18 protein-coding genes are annotated in these 18756 nt (G+C 56.0%); 1 reads left to right on the forward strand and 17 read right to left on the reverse strand.

Annotation, left to right across the window (positions count from 1 at the left end; genetic code table 11):
- Window positions 1-47 precede the first annotated feature (47 nt).
- Window positions 48-803 (forward strand): hypothetical protein, encoded by a 756-nt coding sequence (locus tag HYT79_08965; GenBank protein MBI2070719.1) that lies wholly within the window; start codon window positions 48-50, stop codon window positions 801-803.
- 1 nt (window position 804) lies between these two features.
- Here the strand turns inward: HYT79_08965 and HYT79_08970 are convergent, their stop codons facing one another.
- From HYT79_08970 to HYT79_09050, 17 genes are all read right to left on the reverse strand, one after another.
- Window positions 805-1578, reverse strand: a complete 774-nt coding sequence (locus HYT79_08970; protein MBI2070720.1) for a CYTH domain-containing protein — start codon at window positions 1576-1578, stop codon at window positions 805-807.
- Window positions 1579-1606: 28 nt separating this feature from the next.
- Window positions 1607-2599: an inorganic phosphate transporter gene (locus HYT79_08975; GenBank protein ID MBI2070721.1), complete on the reverse strand. Its 993-nt coding sequence runs from the start codon at window positions 2597-2599 to the stop codon at window positions 1607-1609.
- Window positions 2600-2625: 26 nt separating this feature from the next.
- Window positions 2626-3252 (reverse strand): DUF47 domain-containing protein, encoded by a 627-nt coding sequence (locus HYT79_08980; GenBank protein MBI2070722.1) that lies wholly within the window; start codon window positions 3250-3252, stop codon window positions 2626-2628.
- A 34-nt stretch (window positions 3253-3286) separates the two neighbouring features.
- A complete protein-coding gene (locus tag HYT79_08985) occupies window positions 3287-4432 on the reverse strand; it encodes a putative porin (GenBank protein ID MBI2070723.1) in 1146 nt (381 codons plus the stop codon).
- A 115-nt stretch (window positions 4433-4547) separates the two neighbouring features.
- Window positions 4548-5543: a PAS domain-containing protein gene (locus HYT79_08990; protein ID MBI2070724.1), complete on the reverse strand. Its 996-nt coding sequence runs from the start codon at window positions 5541-5543 to the stop codon at window positions 4548-4550.
- A 128-nt stretch (window positions 5544-5671) separates the two neighbouring features.
- Window positions 5672-6355, reverse strand: a complete 684-nt coding sequence (locus tag HYT79_08995) for a response regulator transcription factor (GenBank protein MBI2070725.1) — start codon at window positions 6353-6355, stop codon at window positions 5672-5674.
- 40 nt (window positions 6356-6395) lie between these two features.
- On the reverse strand, window positions 6396-7097 hold the full coding sequence (locus tag HYT79_09000) for an endonuclease/exonuclease/phosphatase family protein (GenBank protein ID MBI2070726.1): 702 nt from the start codon (window positions 7095-7097) through the stop codon (window positions 6396-6398).
- Window positions 7098-7105: 8 nt separating this feature from the next.
- Entirely contained in the window at window positions 7106-8509 is a 1404-nt protein-coding gene (locus HYT79_09005) for a hypothetical protein (protein ID MBI2070727.1), read from the reverse strand.
- Window positions 8499-9827 carry an oxidoreductase gene (locus HYT79_09010; GenBank protein ID MBI2070728.1) on the reverse strand — a complete coding sequence of 443 codons (1329 nt, stop codon included), beginning with the start codon at window positions 9825-9827 and terminating at the stop codon, window positions 8499-8501. Before HYT79_09010 ends, HYT79_09005 begins: the two co-directional genes overlap by 11 nt.
- Window positions 9824-12760, reverse strand: coding sequence for a DUF2309 domain-containing protein (locus HYT79_09015; protein ID MBI2070729.1), 2937 nt, complete (start codon window positions 12758-12760; stop codon window positions 9824-9826). The genes HYT79_09010 and HYT79_09015 overlap by 4 nt, the downstream gene beginning before the upstream one ends.
- A 205-nt stretch (window positions 12761-12965) precedes the next feature.
- Window positions 12966-13862 carry a universal stress protein gene (locus HYT79_09020; GenBank protein MBI2070730.1) on the reverse strand — a complete coding sequence of 299 codons (897 nt, stop codon included), beginning with the start codon at window positions 13860-13862 and terminating at the stop codon, window positions 12966-12968.
- 183 nt (window positions 13863-14045) lie between these two features.
- Entirely contained in the window at window positions 14046-14651 is a 606-nt protein-coding gene (locus HYT79_09025) for a polyisoprenoid-binding protein (GenBank protein ID MBI2070731.1), read from the reverse strand.
- 22 nt (window positions 14652-14673) lie between these two features.
- The gene (locus HYT79_09030) at window positions 14674-15360 is read right to left on the reverse strand and encodes a phosphatase PAP2 family protein (protein MBI2070732.1); all 687 of its coding nucleotides are present in this window, start codon (window positions 15358-15360) and stop codon (window positions 14674-14676) included.
- Entirely contained in the window at window positions 15357-16052 is a 696-nt protein-coding gene (locus HYT79_09035) for a hypothetical protein (GenBank protein ID MBI2070733.1), read from the reverse strand. Before HYT79_09035 ends, HYT79_09030 begins: the two co-directional genes overlap by 4 nt.
- Window positions 16053-16059: 7 nt before the next feature.
- Window positions 16060-16860 carry a hypothetical protein gene (locus HYT79_09040; protein ID MBI2070734.1) on the reverse strand — a complete coding sequence of 267 codons (801 nt, stop codon included), beginning with the start codon at window positions 16858-16860 and terminating at the stop codon, window positions 16060-16062.
- Window positions 16853-17650 (reverse strand): ABC transporter ATP-binding protein, encoded by a 798-nt coding sequence (locus HYT79_09045; protein MBI2070735.1) that lies wholly within the window; start codon window positions 17648-17650, stop codon window positions 16853-16855. The genes HYT79_09040 and HYT79_09045 overlap by 8 nt, the downstream gene beginning before the upstream one ends.
- Window positions 17620-18750: an alanine--glyoxylate aminotransferase family protein gene (locus tag HYT79_09050; protein MBI2070736.1), complete on the reverse strand. Its 1131-nt coding sequence runs from the start codon at window positions 18748-18750 to the stop codon at window positions 17620-17622. Before HYT79_09050 ends, HYT79_09045 begins: the two co-directional genes overlap by 31 nt.
- Window positions 18751-18756: the final 6 nt, after the last annotated feature.

An 18756-nucleotide genomic window follows, 5' to 3' on the forward strand; every position in this document is an offset into this window, starting at 1 on the left:
CATTTTTATTAATAGATAATAATTATCTTATTTTAACTAGTTTTCCGATGAGGTTTTATGGGACATCAGAAAACGATCCGCTCCTTGAAATAATTATTTATGTAAACCCGGATGCCAGGCCGCCCGTTTATTTTTCTGATATTACCGAAGTTCTGCCCGAGAGCGGGCAGATCCATAGAAGGTTTAAAGAAAACGGCTTTAAAGAAATTTTAGTGGCTCCCACCAATTTGCAAGCCAAAATTCTTCAACTCATCAAACAGGAAATCCAATACCATGAAAAATCCGGCGCAGGCCGCATCATCGCCAAAATCAATTCACTCGTAGATACGGATATTATCCAAGCGCTTTACCGGGCTTCCCAGGTGGGGGTGCGCGTTGATCTGATCGTGCGGGGGATATGCTGCCTGAGGCCGGGATTAAAAGGCTTAAGCGAAAATATCAAAGTGACGAGCATTATCGACCGTTTCCTGGAACACAGCCGCATCTTTTACTTTCGCCAAGGCGGCGAGGAAAAAGTGTATCTTTCCAGCGGGGATTGGATGCCGAGAAATTTTTACGCGCGCTACGAAATCGCTTTTCCCGTCAAAGACCCTGTTTTAAAAGTCTATCTCCGTGACACTGTATTGGGAAATTCGCTGGCGGATAACGCCAAAGCATGGACGCTGCAACCGGACAGCCGATATGTCCGCTCGGCGCGCAAAGAGGACGAAAGCCCGTATCGCTCCCAATTCGTATTTACGGCCCTGGCGGATAATTTTTACAGGGATACCATCCTGGCGACCCGCGCCATCGAACTAAGTTAACTCAACCGCGTCGCGAATAACCGGACGCGCAGCGATGGTATTTGTCCATATGCTCGGCGCGCAGGCGAAACCGACGAATGACCGTGCGGTCGAAATCCAATAATTTGTCCAGGTGATCGAGCTTGACCTCCAGATCATCGTCCTTGGCCTTGACCTCATTTTCGTATTCGCAAAATGAAGCCAGCGCATGAAGACCCGCGCCGTTGACATGAAAGGCGTGGACCCGGTCGATTGAAGGCTCCAAAAACGCCTCGCCGAGCTTCACCTCGAATTTATCCTTGTGATAGACGCAGAGAATCGGGCCCCGCGAAATCCGGCCGACCACGCCGCGGCCCAAGTGCCGGCGCATGGCCCATTTCATGGCTAAGGGAATTCCCGTTTTTAAAATGCCGGGCAGGGTGATTCGAATTAAGCGCACCATCCCATCAGCGGCGGAAGGCTTGGGTAAATGATCGAGCTTGCCGGAGGAAAACTGGGACCGGTAAAGAATGCCCTGATGATGATAACCGGGGCCTTTATATTGAAGGTAGACGTTACTGCCGTTGTTTTTGTAGCGCACCCTCAAGCTCGCCCCGCGTTTTAAAAGCTCCAGGCTTGGGGTATCCAAAAACTGATCGAAGAATGTCGCGGCTTTGACATGCTTGACTCTTTTGCGGCCTAGAAGAAATTCTTTAACGTCCTTTAAGTCTTTCTCCGCGATGCGGCGCTTGGTTTCAATTTCAATAAAACGCGGGTCGTCGATACGCAAACGGCGACAGATGCCTTCAATCTGCATGGGTTGATTTTAACGTAGATTCCGGCAGCTAAGCCAGAAGCCTGGCAAGCTTTACGGCGACAAAACTGACGAACCCGCAGATGGGAAACGTCAATATCCAGGCCGTGATGATCTGGCCTGTGACCCCCCAGCGCACCGCCGAAAAACGCCGGGCCGAACCTACGCCCATGATGGCCGTGCTGATGGTATGCGTCGTCGACAAGGGAACGCCCAAGCGCGAAGCCAGCTCAATAGTCGTCGCCGCGGCCAATTCCGCAGAAAAACCTTGATGCGTTGAAAGCTTGGTCATTTTCATCCCCATGGTTTTCATGATTTTCCAACCTCCGGTCATTGTGCCCACGGCCATTGTTCCGGCACATAAAAAAATCACCCAATGGGGCACCACGAATTCGCTCAACTGTCCTCCCAAAATCAGGGCCAAAGTAAAAGCGCCCATGAATTTTTGACCGTCATTGGAGCCGTGCCCGAAGGCCATAAACGCCGAGGATAATATCTGAAGATAACGAAATAGGCCTCTCACGGAACCAGGAGCCGCCTTGCGAAAAATCCAAAAAACGGCGCTCATCACCAACAGTCCGCCGCCAAAACCTAAAAAAGTCGAAAAAACGAGACCCAATAGAACTTTTTTCCATCCGACCCACAAGAGAACGCCCGGACCGGCGGTCGCCAGCCCGGCGCCGGCTAATCCCGCCACCAAGGCATGCGACTCGCTGGTCGGAAGGCCCCACCTCGACGCCAATGTGCTCCAAAAAATAATACCCACCATGGCGCCGCCGATCGTGGTTAAGTCGACAACCTGGGCATCAATGATACCCTTGCCGATCGTTTTGGCGACTTCCGTGCCCGAAAAGACCCCGGCCAGATTAAACACCGCGGCCATCAGAACGGCCTGAAAAGGCGACAAGGATCGCGTTGAAACGACCGTGGCGATGGCATTGGGCGCATCCGTCCATCCGTTGACGAACTCCGCGCCTAAAATAAGAAGCAGGACAACGGCGAGCCCCAGACTTATTTCCGGCATAAAGCTAAATCAATCCTCCAGGTCTCTCAGCTATGTTTGACGATGATCGTCTCAATCGTATTTGAAACGTCTTCGCAATTGTCGATGGCGGCCTCGGCCACCTCGAAAATTTCCTTCCATTTGATGATTTCAATGGGATTTTTTTCCTGAACGAATAGGCCCGACAGCGCATGGTCCAAAACGCGGTCACCCTCGTTTTCCAGGCGGTCGACCTCGATGCAATAATCAAGAATCCGGCGGGTATTGCCCATGTTTCTTAACTGCCCCACGGCTTTCACCAATGCCGAGACCGCCTGATCAAGAACATCCGCCTGCTCGATCAACTCCGGCCGTATCTCTTTGATTTGATAGCGATGCATCCTTTGAGTGACGGAATTAATCAAATCGAGAATATCATCCAAATCCGAGGCCAACCCATGGATATCCTCCCGGTCCAAGGGCGTAACGAAGGTCCGGTTGAGCCGGTCAAAAATATCGTGGGCCATGGAGTCACCATCGTGCTCTAAGTCGCGGATCTGGCGGATGCGCGGGTCATCCAAATCCCACTTAGTCACCAATCCTTTAAAAGTGACCGCGACCTTGTAGACGTTGGCCGCCGCTTCCTCGAGTAAATCAAAAAATTTTTCTTCCCGGGGGATTAAACTAAAAGCCATGGATCAACCTCCTTAACATAATGCATAGACCTTCTCAAAATCTAAGCGCGACGTCAAATTGCAGGCGCCTAATTCCATCTGCGTTAGGCGGCAAATTTTCGTTGATGACTTGCGTATCGAAATATTTTGTTTTCACCTGAATCCAATCCTCAGCGTTATAGGCCAGCCAAAGGATATGCCCTTTCCTATTGGTTCCGCCGTCGCCGAAATCGGCGTCCGCCACGTCGGCGACCGTCGCGTCGGTTTCCGTGCGCTTAAAAAAATAGCCTAGCTCCCACGCCCCGCGAATGGCCGCCCTCCCCAATCTAAAACCGGCTTGATAGCCCGAGTTCTCTTTGGGCGTTAAATTTTTATCGGCCCGCACGTTCTCTATGAAACTGCCCTGGATGGAGCAGGGCAGACTTAAAATAGATGTGGAAAATTCCCCGCTTAGCTCCAGCACGCCGAAATTATTTTGGAGAGCGCCTGTCCCCGTGCGGCGATTTCCTTCATTGGTTTTGGGTTGGTCGAAGGTTCCAATATTCTCGTTTTTCCATTGGTAATAAGCGCCGGCCGCGCGGGCGCGAGAGCCGGCAGGCAAAGGCGCTTCGGCGCCAAGCTGCTCGCCAAACATCCACTGATCCTTTTGCGTCTCCGGGTCCTCATCGGCGGCCATTTGCAGCAAATTGACGAAAAGACGCGCTCCGGCAACCGTGGGCCACTCAAAACTTTGGCTAAAACCCTCGGGATTAAAATCCTCGTCCCAAACAATGTCGCTGGCATACGTTCTCCAGAATGGATTGCTCATGCGGCCGCCGGCTAGACGAAGGAATGGCCGCGGCTTCCACTCAAGAAAAGCCCAGTCAATCCATATCTCCTTCTCAGAAGACAGGCTGGTTAAAGACTGGTTCGTCGAGAATTGCTCGCCCGTGCCGGAAGCCAAGCGCGTTATGACGGCCATCTGCCTGGGCAATAAAAAATCAGCCTCCAGGCGCAAACGAAAACGCTGGCGATTGATATCCGCCTGCCCTTGGGCCTCCTTGGCGAACGTTTCCTGGCGCAGTCGCAAATCCCCGGAGAATTGAACCTCCTGGACCCATGGACGCAAGACAATATTGGGAGTCGCCGCATCCCCCCGGCCGGCAACGATCGCGACCGCCGATAATGAGACTGCGAGCGCACGCTTAACGAAATCTTTCATACCCCATGATTGTTCAATACGGTGAGCGATGGAACAATATTGTCCGCATAAAACCTGGATGACAATCGCCTGACAGAAACCGGCGTTAAAACGCGATGAATGCAAAACGAACGAATTATTTTTTTAAAGGAACGGTAAAGTGAAACATTGATCCGCGGCCGAGTTCGCTCATGACTCCGACTTGTCCGCCGTGCGCCTCGATAAGATGTTTAACGATGGAAAGACCGAGGCCGGTTCCACCAAGTTCCCGGGACCTGGCTTTATCCACGCGGTAAAAACGCTCAAAAATTCGAGGCGCATCCTCTGTGGAAATACCTACGCCTGTATCCTGGATTTCGACCCGCCCCCACCCGTCTTGTTCATGGATTCGGATAGTTACACGCCCGCCGTCCAAATTATATTTGACGGCGTTATCCAAGAGATTAATCAGCACCTGGTCAAGCTGTTCCTTGTCCGCTCGCGCGCAAATGCCGTTGTTTTCCGCCTCAACCCTTATGGTCACCTGACGCTTGGCCGCCAAGTTTCTCATCTTATCCGCCGCCTGTCTTGCGGCTTGGATCAAATCAACATACTCCCAGCGGGGTGAACGCTTCCCGGACTCGATAGCCTCAAGATCAAGCAAATCGTCAACCAAATGGCCCAGCCTGTCCGCGTCTTCCTTGATTGCTTGAACGAACTCCCCCCGGGGCCCGCGTTCTTCCAGGGCGCCGTCTAAAAGCGTTTCGGTCAAAGCCTTGATAGAAGCCAGAGGGGTGCGAAGTTCATGAGAAACGTTGGCGACAAAATCGCGGCGCATCTCTTCGAGCTGCCTCAGGCGCGTGATGTCTAGAAGAATCAGCAAGGCCCCCTCAACCTTGGCCTGCCTGATCAAGGGCAACATGCTGGCTTCAAAAGCAAAATCGCCCGGGACAAATAAATGGATCTCCCGGCATTGCTTTCGTCCTTGCGCCAGAGCCAAACAAAGCATATTGGTCAATATCGGATGACGAAACGCCTCCTCAAATGTTTGACCTAAAATATCGGAGCTGCTTTTTCTAAAAATTTTCAAAAAACCCGCATTGAAAGCGGCTATTTTATGGTCCCTGTCGACAACCAAGGCCGCGTCAGCCATAGCGGACAAAATAACCTCCGCCAGAGGCCCGTTCAACGAAAAATTTCCCTTCGAATTCTTGAAACGCCGCGCCAGGTTCATCGCCGCCGCTTTTATTGAAAGTTTACCGGAAGCTAAATCAGTGGAACTCAATTGATCTTAATGCGGTAACCCACATTCTTAACAGTAACAACGCGGCGAGCTTCGCAACCCAGCTTGTCGCGCAAACGGGCGATATGCTGATCCACGGTATTGGTGTCGATATCCATGGATTTGTCGTAGCCCCAGACTTTCTCCAAAATTTGATCCCTGGTCAGGGCCTTGCCGTCGGCCTGGATCAGGCACTTCAAAAATTCGAACTCCTTGGGGCTCAAGCCCACGGATTTTTTATTGACCGTCACTTCGTAACGCTCCAAATCCACTTCCAGACTGCCGGCTCGAACAGCCGCGGACGACGCGCCCTGATCCACGCCCCTGCGCAGAATCGCCTTGATGCGGGCCAACAGCTCACGCACGCTGAAGGGCTTGGTCACGTAATCATCCGCTCCCAACTCAAGGCCTAACACGCGGTCCATTTCTTCCTTTCTGGCGGTCAGCATCAGAATGGGAACATTCGATTCTTTTCTGATGATTTTGCACAACTCGAATCCATTCAAACCCGGCAGCATAACGTCCAAAACAACCAAACCGGGCTTCTCTTTCCTGAAGGCCGACAGAGCGCTTTCACCATCTTGGACGGCATGGGCCCGGTAGCCTTCCTTTTCGAGATTGTATTTCAAGACTTTGACGAGATGCTTCTCGTCTTCCACAATCAAAATTTTCTCGTTAACCATGGCCTTGATGATTTTTCATTTTATTTCCAGCCAAAGGCCGTTATGGTCCGATAAACCAGTCCTTGACCATGGCGATGCTGGGCGATTGCGGGCCGTTATTGAAATCGCCGGAAAAAAGAATCGGCTCGTCCGGATGATCCCTGGCGATGGTGCTTAAAATTTCCCGCGTCTGGGGCTCGCTGTATTTTCGCTGGGTATCCAAATGAGTCTGGTAAATAAAAAAGGAACGGCCGTCGGCCAACGTAGCGCGGCCGCGGCATAAAGATTTGACGATTTTCATGGGTCCCGTGTAATGCGCGGTTTTCAAATGCGCGCATTCGATATCCTCGAAACGCACGCGATCCGGCTTCCAATAAAAAGCGATGCCCTCCTCCCATAATCCCCTGGGGCCCTCGGATCTCCAAAACACATGCTGATAACCCGTCTTCTGTGCGATCAGGCGGTCGACCTCCAGCCATTTGCGCTCATTGAAAAACCAGCATCTGGTCATTTCCTGAAGCGACATAAAATCAGGGTTAAGCCGCCGAATCTCTTCAACAAGAAAATCCATGCGCATCGTAAAATCATCATAATCTTCGTGATAGCCCAAAAAATCTTCTTCAGGGCCGAACGGCCGGCAATTTAAAATATTGAAATTGAGGAATTTAAAGGATGCGCTCGATTGATCGGCTCCCGCGGCCCATAAAAAAGAAGAACAGGCCCCAAGACCCAATGCGCTGATCCAGGCTTTTATAAAGCGCATCAACAACGCTATTCTAGCTTTTGCATATCCGGCATAACGGCCTCTCGGCTTTGCATAACGGCCGCGCCGGCGCGATCCAGAAGGCGGACCAGTTTCGCCGGGGCCATGCCGAATCCAAGCAAAAGCAGAGCGGCGATGCTGAAACCGAGGCCTTCCGTCCGCAGCATGCGCAGGCGGGCGCCGGTGCGCCGACGACCGCAGAACAATGAAAAATACATCCGCATCACGACAAGTCCGGTCAGAGCGCCGGCCGCGACCACGGATAAGCCCAGGCCGGGGAAAGAATCCACCGCGCCCCGGACCAGCATTTCCTCGCCCACGAATCCCAGAGTAACCGGGAAGCCCATGATAGCCAGGCTCAGGATCAAAAAACACGCGGCCAAAATGGGCATCCTTTCATAACCTCCATGGAAACGGTCCAAACTCAGTCTCCCGCGGCGCGCCTCAAGGACCAAGACGCAGCGGCTTAATCCGGCCAAGGCCAGGCCTGAGGAAACCCAAAGAATCAGAGCGCCGACCAACGCCTCAGGGCTGGGCAGGTCCAAGCCGGCGACCACGAGCGCCGATTGACTCACGAACAGATACCCGCAGGTCCGGCGCGCGTCCGTCTGATAGAGCGCCAGGAAAACGGCGTATAAAGCCGTAATGAGCCCCAGGACAGCGGCGGCCCGCAGCAACGCCGGCGAGCAATGAGGAACGACCAAGATCAGCGCCACGTACGTTCCCATCTGCGGCGCGCTGAATATGCTGGCCGGCCCGATGCGTCCGCGGTCGAAAATTTCAGGAATCCATGCGTGGAATGGAAATATGCCCTGGCGTATCAGCGCAGCCGCCAGAATCAGTCCGACGCCGATCTGTTCGATCTGTCCGCTTCGGCCGCTCCCTGAGGCGGCCGCAACAACGCCGGCCGCCAGAAGGACTGTGGACAGTCCCATGTAAACGACCGCGACCCGGCGCGCGCCGTTGAAATGCGGCCCTCCGTGGCCGGCCACGTACATCACGACCGTCAACGCCCAGAAAAATACCAGAAGCCACGGGGATGCGGTCAAAAAGCTGCCCATCGTCAGCAGGCAGACCATAGCCGTGCGGGCCAAGCTGGCCTCATCCAGGCGGCCGGCGGGAGTCACTAAGACGGTCAACACCCACAGGGTGGCCGCGAACGGGACCAAAACGAACGGCAGCGGCCCCAAGGGGTGCGCCAGCGAGCTTTCCAAAACAGCCGAAAAATCGCGAAAGCGGGGCGCAAAAAAATAAAACGCCAGAGGCGCCGGAGCCAAAATAGCGAGCAGGCAGGCTGAAGCGGCGGCCAGCGCATAGAATCGCTTGCCCCTGGAGCCCAAACCGTAGGCCGTCATCACGGCCGCGGGCGCAACAGCGAGCGCAACAACCCAGACGACGGCCTCAGTCCCCATCCCAATCCTTCCCCAAAAGACCGGGCAATGAGCCGCAAAGCCGCCGGTCCATACGGTCCAGCCACAGGGCCAAGCACGAGACCGGTCCCACAACCCAGCGTTCGATCATTCCGTCCAGGAATCCGCGCTCGAGCGCGAACAAGTAGAGCTTGCGTCCGAAACCGGCCTGCGCAAAAGCGTCCGGCGAAGCAAAGCGGCCCCCCAGATCGTTTTCAAGCTCGTGGATGTCATGGAGAATATTCGGCGCGTTGAGAAATTGCAAAAGCCGATAAGAAGCGTTGCCGGCCATATGGAGGAAAGCGAGGGTCTTCCAGCCGAACCCGATCTCGATGACGATGATCCCGACCTGAGTCAGCGACGCGAAGCAAAGGCGGGATTTGACATCCGTCTGCACTCGCGTGACAAGCGTGGCATAAACCGCCGTGCCCGCTCCGGCGGCCACGGCCATGACCCGCGCCGCGACGGAATGCTCCAGCAGCGAAGAGGCCCGCAAGAGCAGAAAACAGCCGGCGTGAATGGAGAGCGCCCCATAGTAAACGGCGCTTGATGGCGTGGGCCCTTCCATAGCGCGAGGCAGCCAAGTGGAAAAAGGAAGCAGCGCGCTTTTGGCCGCGGCGGCCCCGATCAGCAGCATGGCGATCACGCCGGCATGCTCCGGGCCGAGCTTTGCGGAAGCGGTTCCGGAAAACAACATGCTCAGGCTGCCGCTGCCGGCCCAGTGATGCAGCAAGACGGCCGCGGAAAGCATGCAGGCGTCGCCGATCCTGTAGAAGGTCAAAACGCGCAATCCATTCGCCACCGGCGACGGGCGCTCGTGGAAAAACGCCACCAAAAGCGCCGAACTCAACCCCAGGATTTCCCATCCCGCATAGAGAACCTCGATGCTGCCGGCCAGAGAAACCAGAAGAAGCCCGATGACGAAAGCGACCAGAAGCATGAAATACCTATGAAAACCGGGCTCCTGATGGAGGTATCGAAACGAAAACGCGGACACGACGCCGCAGATCGTCACGGACAGAATCGCGAAGCCCAACGACCAGACGTCGATCAGCAAATCGAATGCAAAAATGCCGCCCGCGATCCATCCGCCGCCTAAGGACACGACGACGGACGGCCGGCCGGTGCGAATAAAAAGCAATGCCGCGGTCAGCAACGCGCCGAGGGATATCAGAAGCCCGGCCTGAATCAGCATGCCGACCCGGTCTTCACGCCATGGACGCCCGACAAAAGAAAACGCCGCGATGATGAATAAAACCAGAGCCGGAACCCCGACGGCGGCCAAAATACCGGCTTCAAGCCAGGCAGCGGCGGAACTCATGCCGTCGCCCCCTTCCCCTGGGCATCGCTGATGCCGGCAATCGGAAGATGGCCGCGTTTGTCGCGGTACCAGGCCAAGGAACCGCCGATGACCCGGGGGAGCTCCCTCTCATGGCTCCATGGCTGATAGGCGCTGCCTTCGCGCAGCCATAAAGCGTTGGAAGCAGGATCAAGACAGGCGGCGAATATCCAGCGCCGATCCAGAAGCGCGCGCAAGTCCGGCTGATCCTCAAGAACGCGGTCAAAGCGCTCCGGCCGGCATTCCACGACAACGAAAAGGCGGACCGGCTCATGAATCTCAACCATCTGCCAAGGCAACCCCGTCCTTAAGTCGCTTTGTGCGCCGTCCATCACCCCCAACAGGCAAGCGATGTTATGGGGCAATTTCGTCCCGCAGCCGTACCCCGTCGGGTCGACGCGGCTGAAATAATACTCCAGGGAGATGCCCGCAACCACCGGGATAACGGCGCGCAGGATCCCCTCCAAGACTTGGCCGTCGTCTCGCGCCGGATCGTAAGAAACGAGGAAGGCGCGGCGATCGAGGAAAAGAGCCCGCGTCCTATCCCGGCGGCCGACGATGCAAAAAGCGTTCGTGGCATGCCCATACTCGGGCCGAGGCTGGGCCAGATCGTGCGAGCGGGCCTCGGCATGACTTAAGGCGGCTCCAAAACCGCCCGAGAAAGATTCGAATCTCCGGCATCGCTCATGGGCTTCGCGCCGCCGCGCGCGCGTGAAGGCGGTGGCTGCGCGCTCGAACAGAACCCGATGGTTCTCGGGAAGAAAGTCGAGATCATAAAATTCCACGGAATTGTCGCAGCTATTGCGCTGGGCGCCGATGAACCAAGCGTCCTTCGGGATGCGAATTCCGTCTTGCGCCAGCAAATCCCTGACGGCGGGATCATTGGCCATGGCGGCGAAAACCCGGGCATTGGGGCCGCCGCGGCCGCCGCCGCAGGCGCCGCAATCATGCGCCGATTCATGAGGGTTGTTCAGGCTCACGGAGCCATGGCCCGCCATAATGACCAGGGGCGCAAGCCGCCCGATGAGGCCGAGGTTGCGCAACTGCGACCCCACGATGCCGGCCATTTCCTGCTTTGTATACCCGTAATAAAGCCCGATGGGCGGGGCGGTTTTCTCGCGGTCGATCCTCAGGCGCGTGGCGGGCGCCGTTTCCAGCGGAAACGAGGTTCCAATCCACCGGCTCAGCCGAGGAAAAAGAACGCGAACGATAAGGGGGATGATCGACAACGGGCCCAACACGGCCGTGACCACGGCCCCGCGCAGCAACGTAGCGCTGCCGAAATGCAGGGCTTTCCCGAAGCGGCCGGCCTCGCGCCTGCGAAAGCGGCGCCAGCGCACCGCCGCGGACGACGGATCGACTTTAACCTCTCCGACATAATGATGCGGCTGCACGACGATGGGGCACAAAGGGCGCGGATGAGCGTCCGTAGCGCCTTGATAGTACATGGCTACGCCAAAAAATCCGGCCGTCCCGAACGTCTCCACACCGGGCGCGGCCTCTTCTAAATGCCTGCGAAACGACTCTTCGCGCTCATCGAGACAGAAAATCGCCTGGAATGAGGGCGGTTCCGGGCGGGCGGCGGGCGAGTACTGCGTGAGCGCATCGCACAAGCGGCTGCGCAGGTGGCGCTCATAGGCGCCGTGCAGGATGCGCCTTCTCTTGATGCTTGAAAAATCACGCAGGTACGCCTCCCAGACGGCGACCTGCGCGGCCGAGAGCGCGGCGACCTGCGCGGCCCCTAGCCCGCACAGTTGGGCCGCATGAAACAGCGGCCAGGCTCGATCCTCCAAAGACGCTTGTTCCGGGGCTCTTGATGATGCCCGTAAACTCTTAAAGAAACCCGAACAATCGGTAGCCTTGCCGCCTATATGCAAAAGCGCAGCCCGCTCCAAGAGAAGACTGACCGCCAAAAATTCCTCCAACGAAGCGGGCAGCGAACGCGCCGGCACCCTGTCGGGGCGCTTTTGGAGCTGCCGGATCATACCCGCCCAACCGCGCAGCGCCAACGCGGTCGCTTCAAGATAGGCTTCCCGTTCTCCGGCCTCAATTCCAAGCGCGTCAAGCGACAGGCGCACGGAGCTCAGCGGAGTATGCCCAAAGCGCCGCTCCTGCCGCAACAACGGCGGCAGTTGGGCCGCCCAACGGCCGCAGAAGCGGGCCCAGGGATGGGAATAAAGGTCGATAAAACAGTCGTAGAGCCCCCGCTGCCTGCCCGGCATGCTCCAATGCGCCAGCCCCTGATCAAGGAAAGCGCCGACGACCCGGATCAAAACCGGATGAATCCAAGCGTCCGTGTCCACGCCGCGCGCCTGCATCAACAAATCCCGCAGCCGCGGCGGGCGCGAGGCGATCGCGGCCGGAGCCTGCCCTAAAGCGGTAACGGCGGATACGCAGGCCTCCCAGAGCGCGCGAACGTTCGTTTCTTCCAATGCAGGATCCTCAGCGCCCGGACCCCGGGCCGAGTCCGCGGCCTCGCGCGCGTCGGGAGGCAAATCGTCCCGGAATCGCCGCAGCGCGGAAGTCTCACGCAAAAGCCAGGATAGCGCCGGCCCGGCGGCGTCAGGAATGCCGTAACGCAAGACGCGCCGGCTCGATTCCAGCCGCGTTGTGGTCCCCACGACGGGCCGGGCGGCATCCGAACCCAATTCCCAACGCAGCGCCGAATCCAGGTCCTGATCGTTGATTCTTCCGCGATCAAACTCGGCGCGGTATTCCTCTTCCGATAGGAAGGGTTTACATCCGAATTTTTCACCGGCGTCTACGACCGCTTGTTCAAACGGCAACGATTCGAAAGCATGCAACGTATTGTGATGGATAAAAATGCTGATAGGCCCCTGCGCCGGCAGCAAATGAGCGACACGATCGATGATGCCGCCTAATTGCGCATCGTCGCCAGGCGAAGGCGTCGGCATGACTTACGAAACAGCCAGCGAGGAAGCAACGGCCATGCTCCAAATTCTATCTAACCCGTGAGAGAAACGGGGAAGTATCTTGGAGCTAAAGCTTTCGATGAACGGCGATTTGCCGTTTTTTTATTTTGATTGGCGTCCCTGAGGCTCCACGATCAGCCTCTCCAGAAGGCTTAAAAGGTCAATACGCCCACGGCCCGGCCGCCTATCATGAAACATTGACGAACGCTCGGCCCTCCCAATGGTCGGCCAAGTTCAACCGGCGATTTTTAAGTCTTCTCCCGGCGCCGGCGGCGCGCGGCGCAGGCAGGGCTAAGACAGGGGCCTTCGACAAACGCAAAACCTGTTGAACGGTCATGCCTAAAACAAAGTCCTTCAACACGAACTTTTTATGCGCCGCCATGACCACAAGCTGATGCTTTTGGGATTCGGCGACAATGACGCGCACCGGTGATTTACCCTGGCGCACAAGCGTCGCAATCGGCGCTTCCGGGCGCACGTCTGCCGGCAGCCGGCTGATCATATCTTTGAACTCATCGGACAAAAAGGCAACTTTCTTCAAACTCGGCACAACATGCAAAAGCACAAGGCGCGCCCTCATCGCCTTAGCCAGGCGGGCCGCGGCTTCCAACGCCGCCTGCGCATAAGGCGTGAAATTGACGGGAACCAGGATGGAGCGAACATGGGCGGGCTTTATTTTGACCGTCAGAACCGGCGCCGGGCTATAGCGGATAACGGACTCGACCACCGAACCCAAGACCGCGTGCTCGAGTCCCCGGCGTCCGTGCGTCCCCATGACGATCAAATCCGCCTTGAAACGATGCGCGGCCTGGATAATGGAGGTCGGCGGATGGCCGTTGCCGACTGCAAGGCGGCCCCGGCCCAGAAACGACTTGATGCGGCGGACGATTGTTGATTTGGCCTTGCGCCACTCGACCTCGGCCAAATAATCCACGCCGGGCCAGACAATCGTCTGATGAACGTAAATCCCCTTAAGCGCAGCGCCCAACCTGGACGCCAGCGCCCGGGACCAACGCCAAGCGTTTTGCGACTGTCGCGATGAGTCCACGGCGACAAGTATTTTTTTCGGCGGCCAATGATTCATCTCACTGCCCTCCTTATTGTCCTCACAGAATGACTTGCAACAATTCAGCCGGTAAAACCGCTGCAATTTTGTTTATTAAAAATAAACGGAGGCTCCCCGTCTAAACAGGGAACCTCCGTTTAATTGAAACGGCGGCAGCCGTCAGCAGCCGCAGGGTTTTTTGGGTCCCATTGCCTTGCCTCCTTAATTCTTTTTAGCTATCCCCTCGATTTCCAACGTCACTTCGATCTCTTCGCCGACGAGAAGACCGCCTGTTTCCAGCGCCTTGTTCCACGTGACGCCGAAATCCTTGCGATTAATCATCGTGGTAGCAGTCAGGCCCAGACGCTCATTGCCCCACGGGTCTTTGGCCAGGCCGCCGATTTGAACGTCCAAGATGACGGGTTTGCTCACGCCGTTGATGGTCAAATCCCCATGAGCTTTGGCTTTCTGCTTTTTGGCTTTTTTGTCCTTGACGTAAACGACTTTGACGGTTTTAAAAAGAATCTTCGGATTCTTTTCCACGTTTAGAAAGTCCGCCGAGCGCAAATGTTTGTCCCGGGCGGGCTCATTGGTGTTGATGCTGGTCGCGTCGATAGTCGCCTCGGCTTTCCAATTTTTTGGATCGCCCGCAGAGTCGTACTCGATGACGCCGCTGAATTTTTCGAAACGGCCGCTGACTTTTGAAATGACCAGGTGATCGACCCGGAACATAACGCCGCTGTGGGCCAAGTCGATTTCGTACGTTTTCGCGGCCAGGGGTCCCGCTAAGCAACCCAGGGCCAATGTTAAGGCTAATGTTTTTCGCATAAACGACCTCCCTCTTGCTTCATCAGCTTACAAGTTTAACTTGGGCCTTCGAAAGAGCGGTGTTCTCGAGAAGCGGCCAACGGCAAGCCAGCCAAGCCAAACAAAAACCGCCGGCCACGTCGCTCATCCAATGGTCCCCGATATAAACGCGACTGACGGCCATCAACACGGACAGCGCCCAAGCCGCGCCGGCCATGATGCGCCGGCCGGACGAACTGCCCGGCGCCCACAAACGCGCCGCTAAAAAAAATAAAAAAACGCTACGAAAGGTATGCCCGCTGGGAAAGCTGTTCGGCGTGTCCAGATGAACGAAACCTCCGGGAAGAGACCGCCGGCAGAAACGATGAACGCCTTCGGGAATAGGCATTTGCGGCAGATATAACTTAGCGGCCAACTCAATAACCGTTCCCAGGGCCATGGCTGCGATCACGGCCAGGGCGGCGGCCGGACCGAAACGATGATATGCGGTCAACGCAAAGAACAGGGCCGCTAAACCCGTCAACTCGGCCGAACCCAAGTAGCCGAACGCCGCCACAAAACAATCGAGCCCCTTGGAGCCGAAGGATTGAAGAAAACGCATGGAGGACCAGTCGAAACTCTCCAGGCGTCCGGCGCCGACGATGACGCATAGCGCCGCAAAAAAACCAAGGCCGATCAATGACGGCCGCGAAATCAGCCGATGAACAAACTCAAGAATCCCGGTTTTCACCGCCGCCGCATCATTTCCAATCTTGATCGGGCCAATTCCCGGTAGTCCGCCTCCGGCGCATCAGAGGCCATCCACTCAAAAATCGCGGCGGCTTTGTTGATTTGACCGGTTTTGATATAGGTATTGGCGAGGATGTTCTTGAGCATGGTCGGGCATTCCGGCAATGGATAGACCGTCTCTAAAAATCGGATGATTTCGGGAAAATCCCGGGTCTTCTTGTAAGCAATGGCGGAAAGATTCAACGAATACGGCCAATAGTCCGGGTCGCGTTTTAAGGCTGATTTCAAAATTTCGACGGCCTGCTGAAAACGGCCCTCATTGAAGGCCAAGGCGCCCGCGCCGTAAAGCACCCCATGTCGGAAAAAAGGATCCAAGCCGATCATGCGCTTGGTCATGGGCAGCAAATCCCGATACATGTTCGTGTCCCGACCGAACCCGGAGGCATGATCCCAATCCCCTGCCGTTTCATCCGGGGAACCGTAATAAATCAACAGATCGAGCATAGCCAAATCCGCCGCCAGACGGCGTAAACCAAAACCCACCAGAACCAAATCGCGCGTTCCGCCTACAAAACCGCGCGTCGCCTCAAAAGCGCGGGGGAGCTCTTCAGGAAACCGCTCCGGATGCCAATGAGCAATCAAACCGTTTAAACCGAAAATAAAAGCGATGACGGCGGCGAGCGCGGCTCTCATCAACGCATCAGCCGGGAGAAATTTCCGTCTTTGAAAATAAAAAGGCGGATATGGCCGTCAACGCGCCGGCATAGAAAACCGTGTAACAAACGGCCAAACCGACATCGCCCCAAGCAAAAGCCACTCCCCTGCCGATCAAGGCATCCAGATTGTTCACCGTCGCATAGAGAGAAAAATTAGGCAGCAGATAGGTCAACGGCTTAATCAACAACATGGAAACAAAATCCGAACCGGGTTTCGCTTCAAGCAAAGCCCTCAACAGATGCATCACATGCCCGCTGGCGTACACCAACAAACCGGAAACAAAGTAGCTGGCCTGAGAAGTGGTGACGACGGCCAGAACCGCGGTCACGGCAATGACAACCATCAGCTTTAAATAAACCTCAAGATAGGCGATCACATAAAACCAGTGAAACCCGAAGCCTTTGGCTGCGGTCAACCCTAGCTGAACCCCGGCCATCACCGCCAAGCCGACCCATAGCAAAATGGAAACGCCGATTAAACGCCCGACCAAATACTCCCATCGCGACAACGGCCGCACGAAAAACATCTCAACGGCCGAGCCTTTGCGCACGTCCTGGCGCACGACGCGATAGACGCTTTGAAAAATAATGGCCAAGCCGAAGAGCTCGATCATGGTAAAGGCCACATCGCGGAAAAAACGGGCCTCAAAGCCTTGGGCCAGCGTGGTAATGACCAAGCCGAAGTAAACCAGCACGCCCGCGAACAGAAACGTGGCGTTTAACACCTTGGACCTGACTTCTTCCAGCGTGGTCAGTTGAGCCACGGTGATCAAGCGCCTAATCATCCAATTTCACCTCACGGCCCAACTGCTGGCTGTAAAGGGTTTGAGCGCATTCCAAAAAATGTTTCTCCAGGCTTGTTTTGCCTGAGCCGTCCCAATCCTTGCGCATGAGCAACCGTTGAAGGCAGTTGCCGGTCACAATCGCCGCGCGATGAGACACCTTTTCCACCTCGCCGATGGAATGCGAAGAAAACACCACGGTCATGCCCAGCTCTTTATTTAATTTGAGGAACAGCTCGCGCATTTCAACGATGCCCAGAGGATCAAGCCCGGAGGCGGGCTCATCTAAGACCAGCAGCTTGGGCTCATGCAGAATCGCCTGAGCGATGCCCAAACGCTGCGTCATGCCCTTTGAAAAAGAGCTGATTTTTCTGTCAGCGGCCTGCTCCAGGCCGACGATTTTAAGCACGTGGTGGATTCGGCGCTGAAGTTTGGCTCTGTCCGGAAATTTATTTCGATCAATGCGGCCTAAAAAACGCAAAAACTCCACCGGGGTTAGGGCCGGAGGCAAAGTCGCGTTTTCCGGCAAATACCCAAGATGGGAGCGCACGCCGGAGTCTTTGGCCGCCTCCCGGCCCAAAACCAAGGCGCGCCCGGCGCTCGCGGCGATGAGCCCCAGCATCAAACGAATCGTGGTGGTCTTGCCGCTGCCGTTTAGACCTAAAAGGCCGAAAACCTCTCCCTCTTCGATTTCAAGATTCAAATCATGGATGCCTACGACTTCCCTGGATTTTAAAAACCCGGGCAACCGGTAGACTTTGGTTAGGTTTTCAAACCGAACGATGACGGACATTGAACTCCATGTTTTTGATAAACATCCACAAGGGCGCTCAATCCCTGATCCACATCGTCTTTGGTGATGGCGCCCATGTGGGCGATACGGAAAATTTTCCCCTTCAAGTCCCCTTGGCCGTCCGCGATGGTGATTTTGTAATGATCCCGAAGCTCCTTCAACACGGCCGAGGTGGACAAAGAGGCCGGCGTCTGAGGCGGCGGATAAAAAGCGGTCAACACATTGGCCGGCCACTTGGAGAAGAGGCGCGCGCCCAAGCGTTCCCCCGCCGCTTGACGCGTGTATTGGGCAAGCATCCGGCACCGCTCAATGCGGGCCTCCAACGTCTCCGCTTCGATCATGGCCAGGGCCTGGGCCAATCCGGTCAATAGCGACACCGGCGGGGTAAACGGCGTCTCCGGGACGCTTTTAGCCTCCTGATAATATTTCAAATCAAAATAAAAACGCGGCAATTTGGCTTTTTTCATGCGTTCCAAGGCCTTGGGGCCGGCGGATAAAAAAGCGATGCCGGGCGGGCACATCAACCCCTTTTGGCTGCCCGAAGCCGCCACGTCGATCCCCCAATCATCCTGGCGGAATTCTTCGCCGCCCAAGGAGCTGACCGCGTCCACCAGATAAAGGGCGTTATGGCGTTTCACGATCTCGCCGATTTCACGGATGGGATTAACCGTGGCCGTCGATGTTTCGGAGTGAGTGATGAAAACCCCCGCCGTATCCGGATGGCTCTGCAAATGCTTGTTGACTTGTTCGGGTTCGGCGGCCTCGCCCCATTTGGCGCTGATCACATCCACGTTCAAGCCATAGGTCCGGGCGATCGCCGCCCATCGATCCCCAAAAGCGCCGATGGAATAAACCAGCACGCGCTCCCCGGATGAAAAAAAGTTGACGACCGCGGCTTCCAACGCCGCCGTGCCCGAACCGGATAAAACGAAAGCCTCGGCCCGCTTGGTTTGATAAACGTATTTCAATTTCTCGAAAACAAAATTGAGGATTTTCCCGAACTCAGGCGTGCGATGGTGCAGAATGGGCTCAGCGAGCTTCTGAAGGATTTCATGCGGGACCGGAGTCGGTCCCGGCGTCAGCAGAATATAACTCATCATCTCTCC

The sequence above is a fragment of the Elusimicrobiota bacterium genome, assembly GCA_016180815.1.
Taxonomy (GTDB): Bacteria; Elusimicrobiota; Elusimicrobia; order JACQPE01; family JACQPE01; genus JACPAN01.

What these genes read in the sequence shown, in the direction of transcription:
- HYT79_08995 (MBI2070725.1), bottom strand. Translation starts at nt 6,355, where the DNA reads ATGGTTAACGAGAAAATTTTGATTGTGGAAGACGAGAAGCATCTCGTC.
- HYT79_09035 (MBI2070733.1), bottom strand. Translation starts at nt 16,052, where the DNA reads ATGAGAGCCGCGCTCGCCGCCGTCATCGCTTTTATTTTCGGTTTAAAC.
- HYT79_08980 (MBI2070722.1), bottom strand. Translation starts at nt 3,252, where the DNA reads ATGGCTTTTAGTTTAATCCCCCGGGAAGAAAAATTTTTTGATTTACTC.
- HYT79_08975 (MBI2070721.1), bottom strand. Translation starts at nt 2,599, where the DNA reads ATGCCGGAAATAAGTCTGGGGCTCGCCGTTGTCCTGCTTCTTATTTTA.
- HYT79_09025 (MBI2070731.1), bottom strand. Translation starts at nt 14,651, where the DNA reads ATGCGAAAAACATTAGCCTTAACATTGGCCCTGGGTTGCTTAGCGGGA.
- HYT79_08990 (MBI2070724.1), bottom strand. Translation starts at nt 5,543, where the DNA reads ATGGCTGACGCGGCCTTGGTTGTCGACAGGGACCATAAAATAGCCGCT.
- HYT79_09005 (MBI2070727.1), bottom strand. Translation starts at nt 8,509, where the DNA reads ATGGGGACTGAGGCCGTCGTCTGGGTTGTTGCGCTCGCTGTTGCGCCC.
- HYT79_08965 (MBI2070719.1), top strand. Translation starts at nt 48, where the DNA reads ATGAGGTTTTATGGGACATCAGAAAACGATCCGCTCCTTGAAATAATT.
- HYT79_09015 (MBI2070729.1), bottom strand. Translation starts at nt 12,760, where the DNA reads ATGCCGACGCCTTCGCCTGGCGACGATGCGCAATTAGGCGGCATCATC.
- HYT79_08970 (MBI2070720.1), bottom strand. Translation starts at nt 1,578, where the DNA reads ATGCAGATTGAAGGCATCTGTCGCCGTTTGCGTATCGACGACCCGCGT.
- HYT79_09020 (MBI2070730.1), bottom strand. Translation starts at nt 13,862, where the DNA reads ATGAATCATTGGCCGCCGAAAAAAATACTTGTCGCCGTGGACTCATCG.
- HYT79_08985 (MBI2070723.1), bottom strand. Translation starts at nt 4,432, where the DNA reads ATGAAAGATTTCGTTAAGCGTGCGCTCGCAGTCTCATTATCGGCGGTC.
- HYT79_09050 (MBI2070736.1), bottom strand. Translation starts at nt 18,750, where the DNA reads ATGATGAGTTATATTCTGCTGACGCCGGGACCGACTCCGGTCCCGCAT.
- HYT79_09045 (MBI2070735.1), bottom strand. Translation starts at nt 17,650, where the DNA reads ATGTCCGTCATCGTTCGGTTTGAAAACCTAACCAAAGTCTACCGGTTG.
- HYT79_09000 (MBI2070726.1), bottom strand. Translation starts at nt 7,097, where the DNA reads ATGCGCTTTATAAAAGCCTGGATCAGCGCATTGGGTCTTGGGGCCTGT.
- HYT79_09040 (MBI2070734.1), bottom strand. Translation starts at nt 16,860, where the DNA reads ATGATTAGGCGCTTGATCACCGTGGCTCAACTGACCACGCTGGAAGAA.
- HYT79_09010 (MBI2070728.1), bottom strand. Translation starts at nt 9,827, where the DNA reads ATGAGTTCCGCCGCTGCCTGGCTTGAAGCCGGTATTTTGGCCGCCGTC.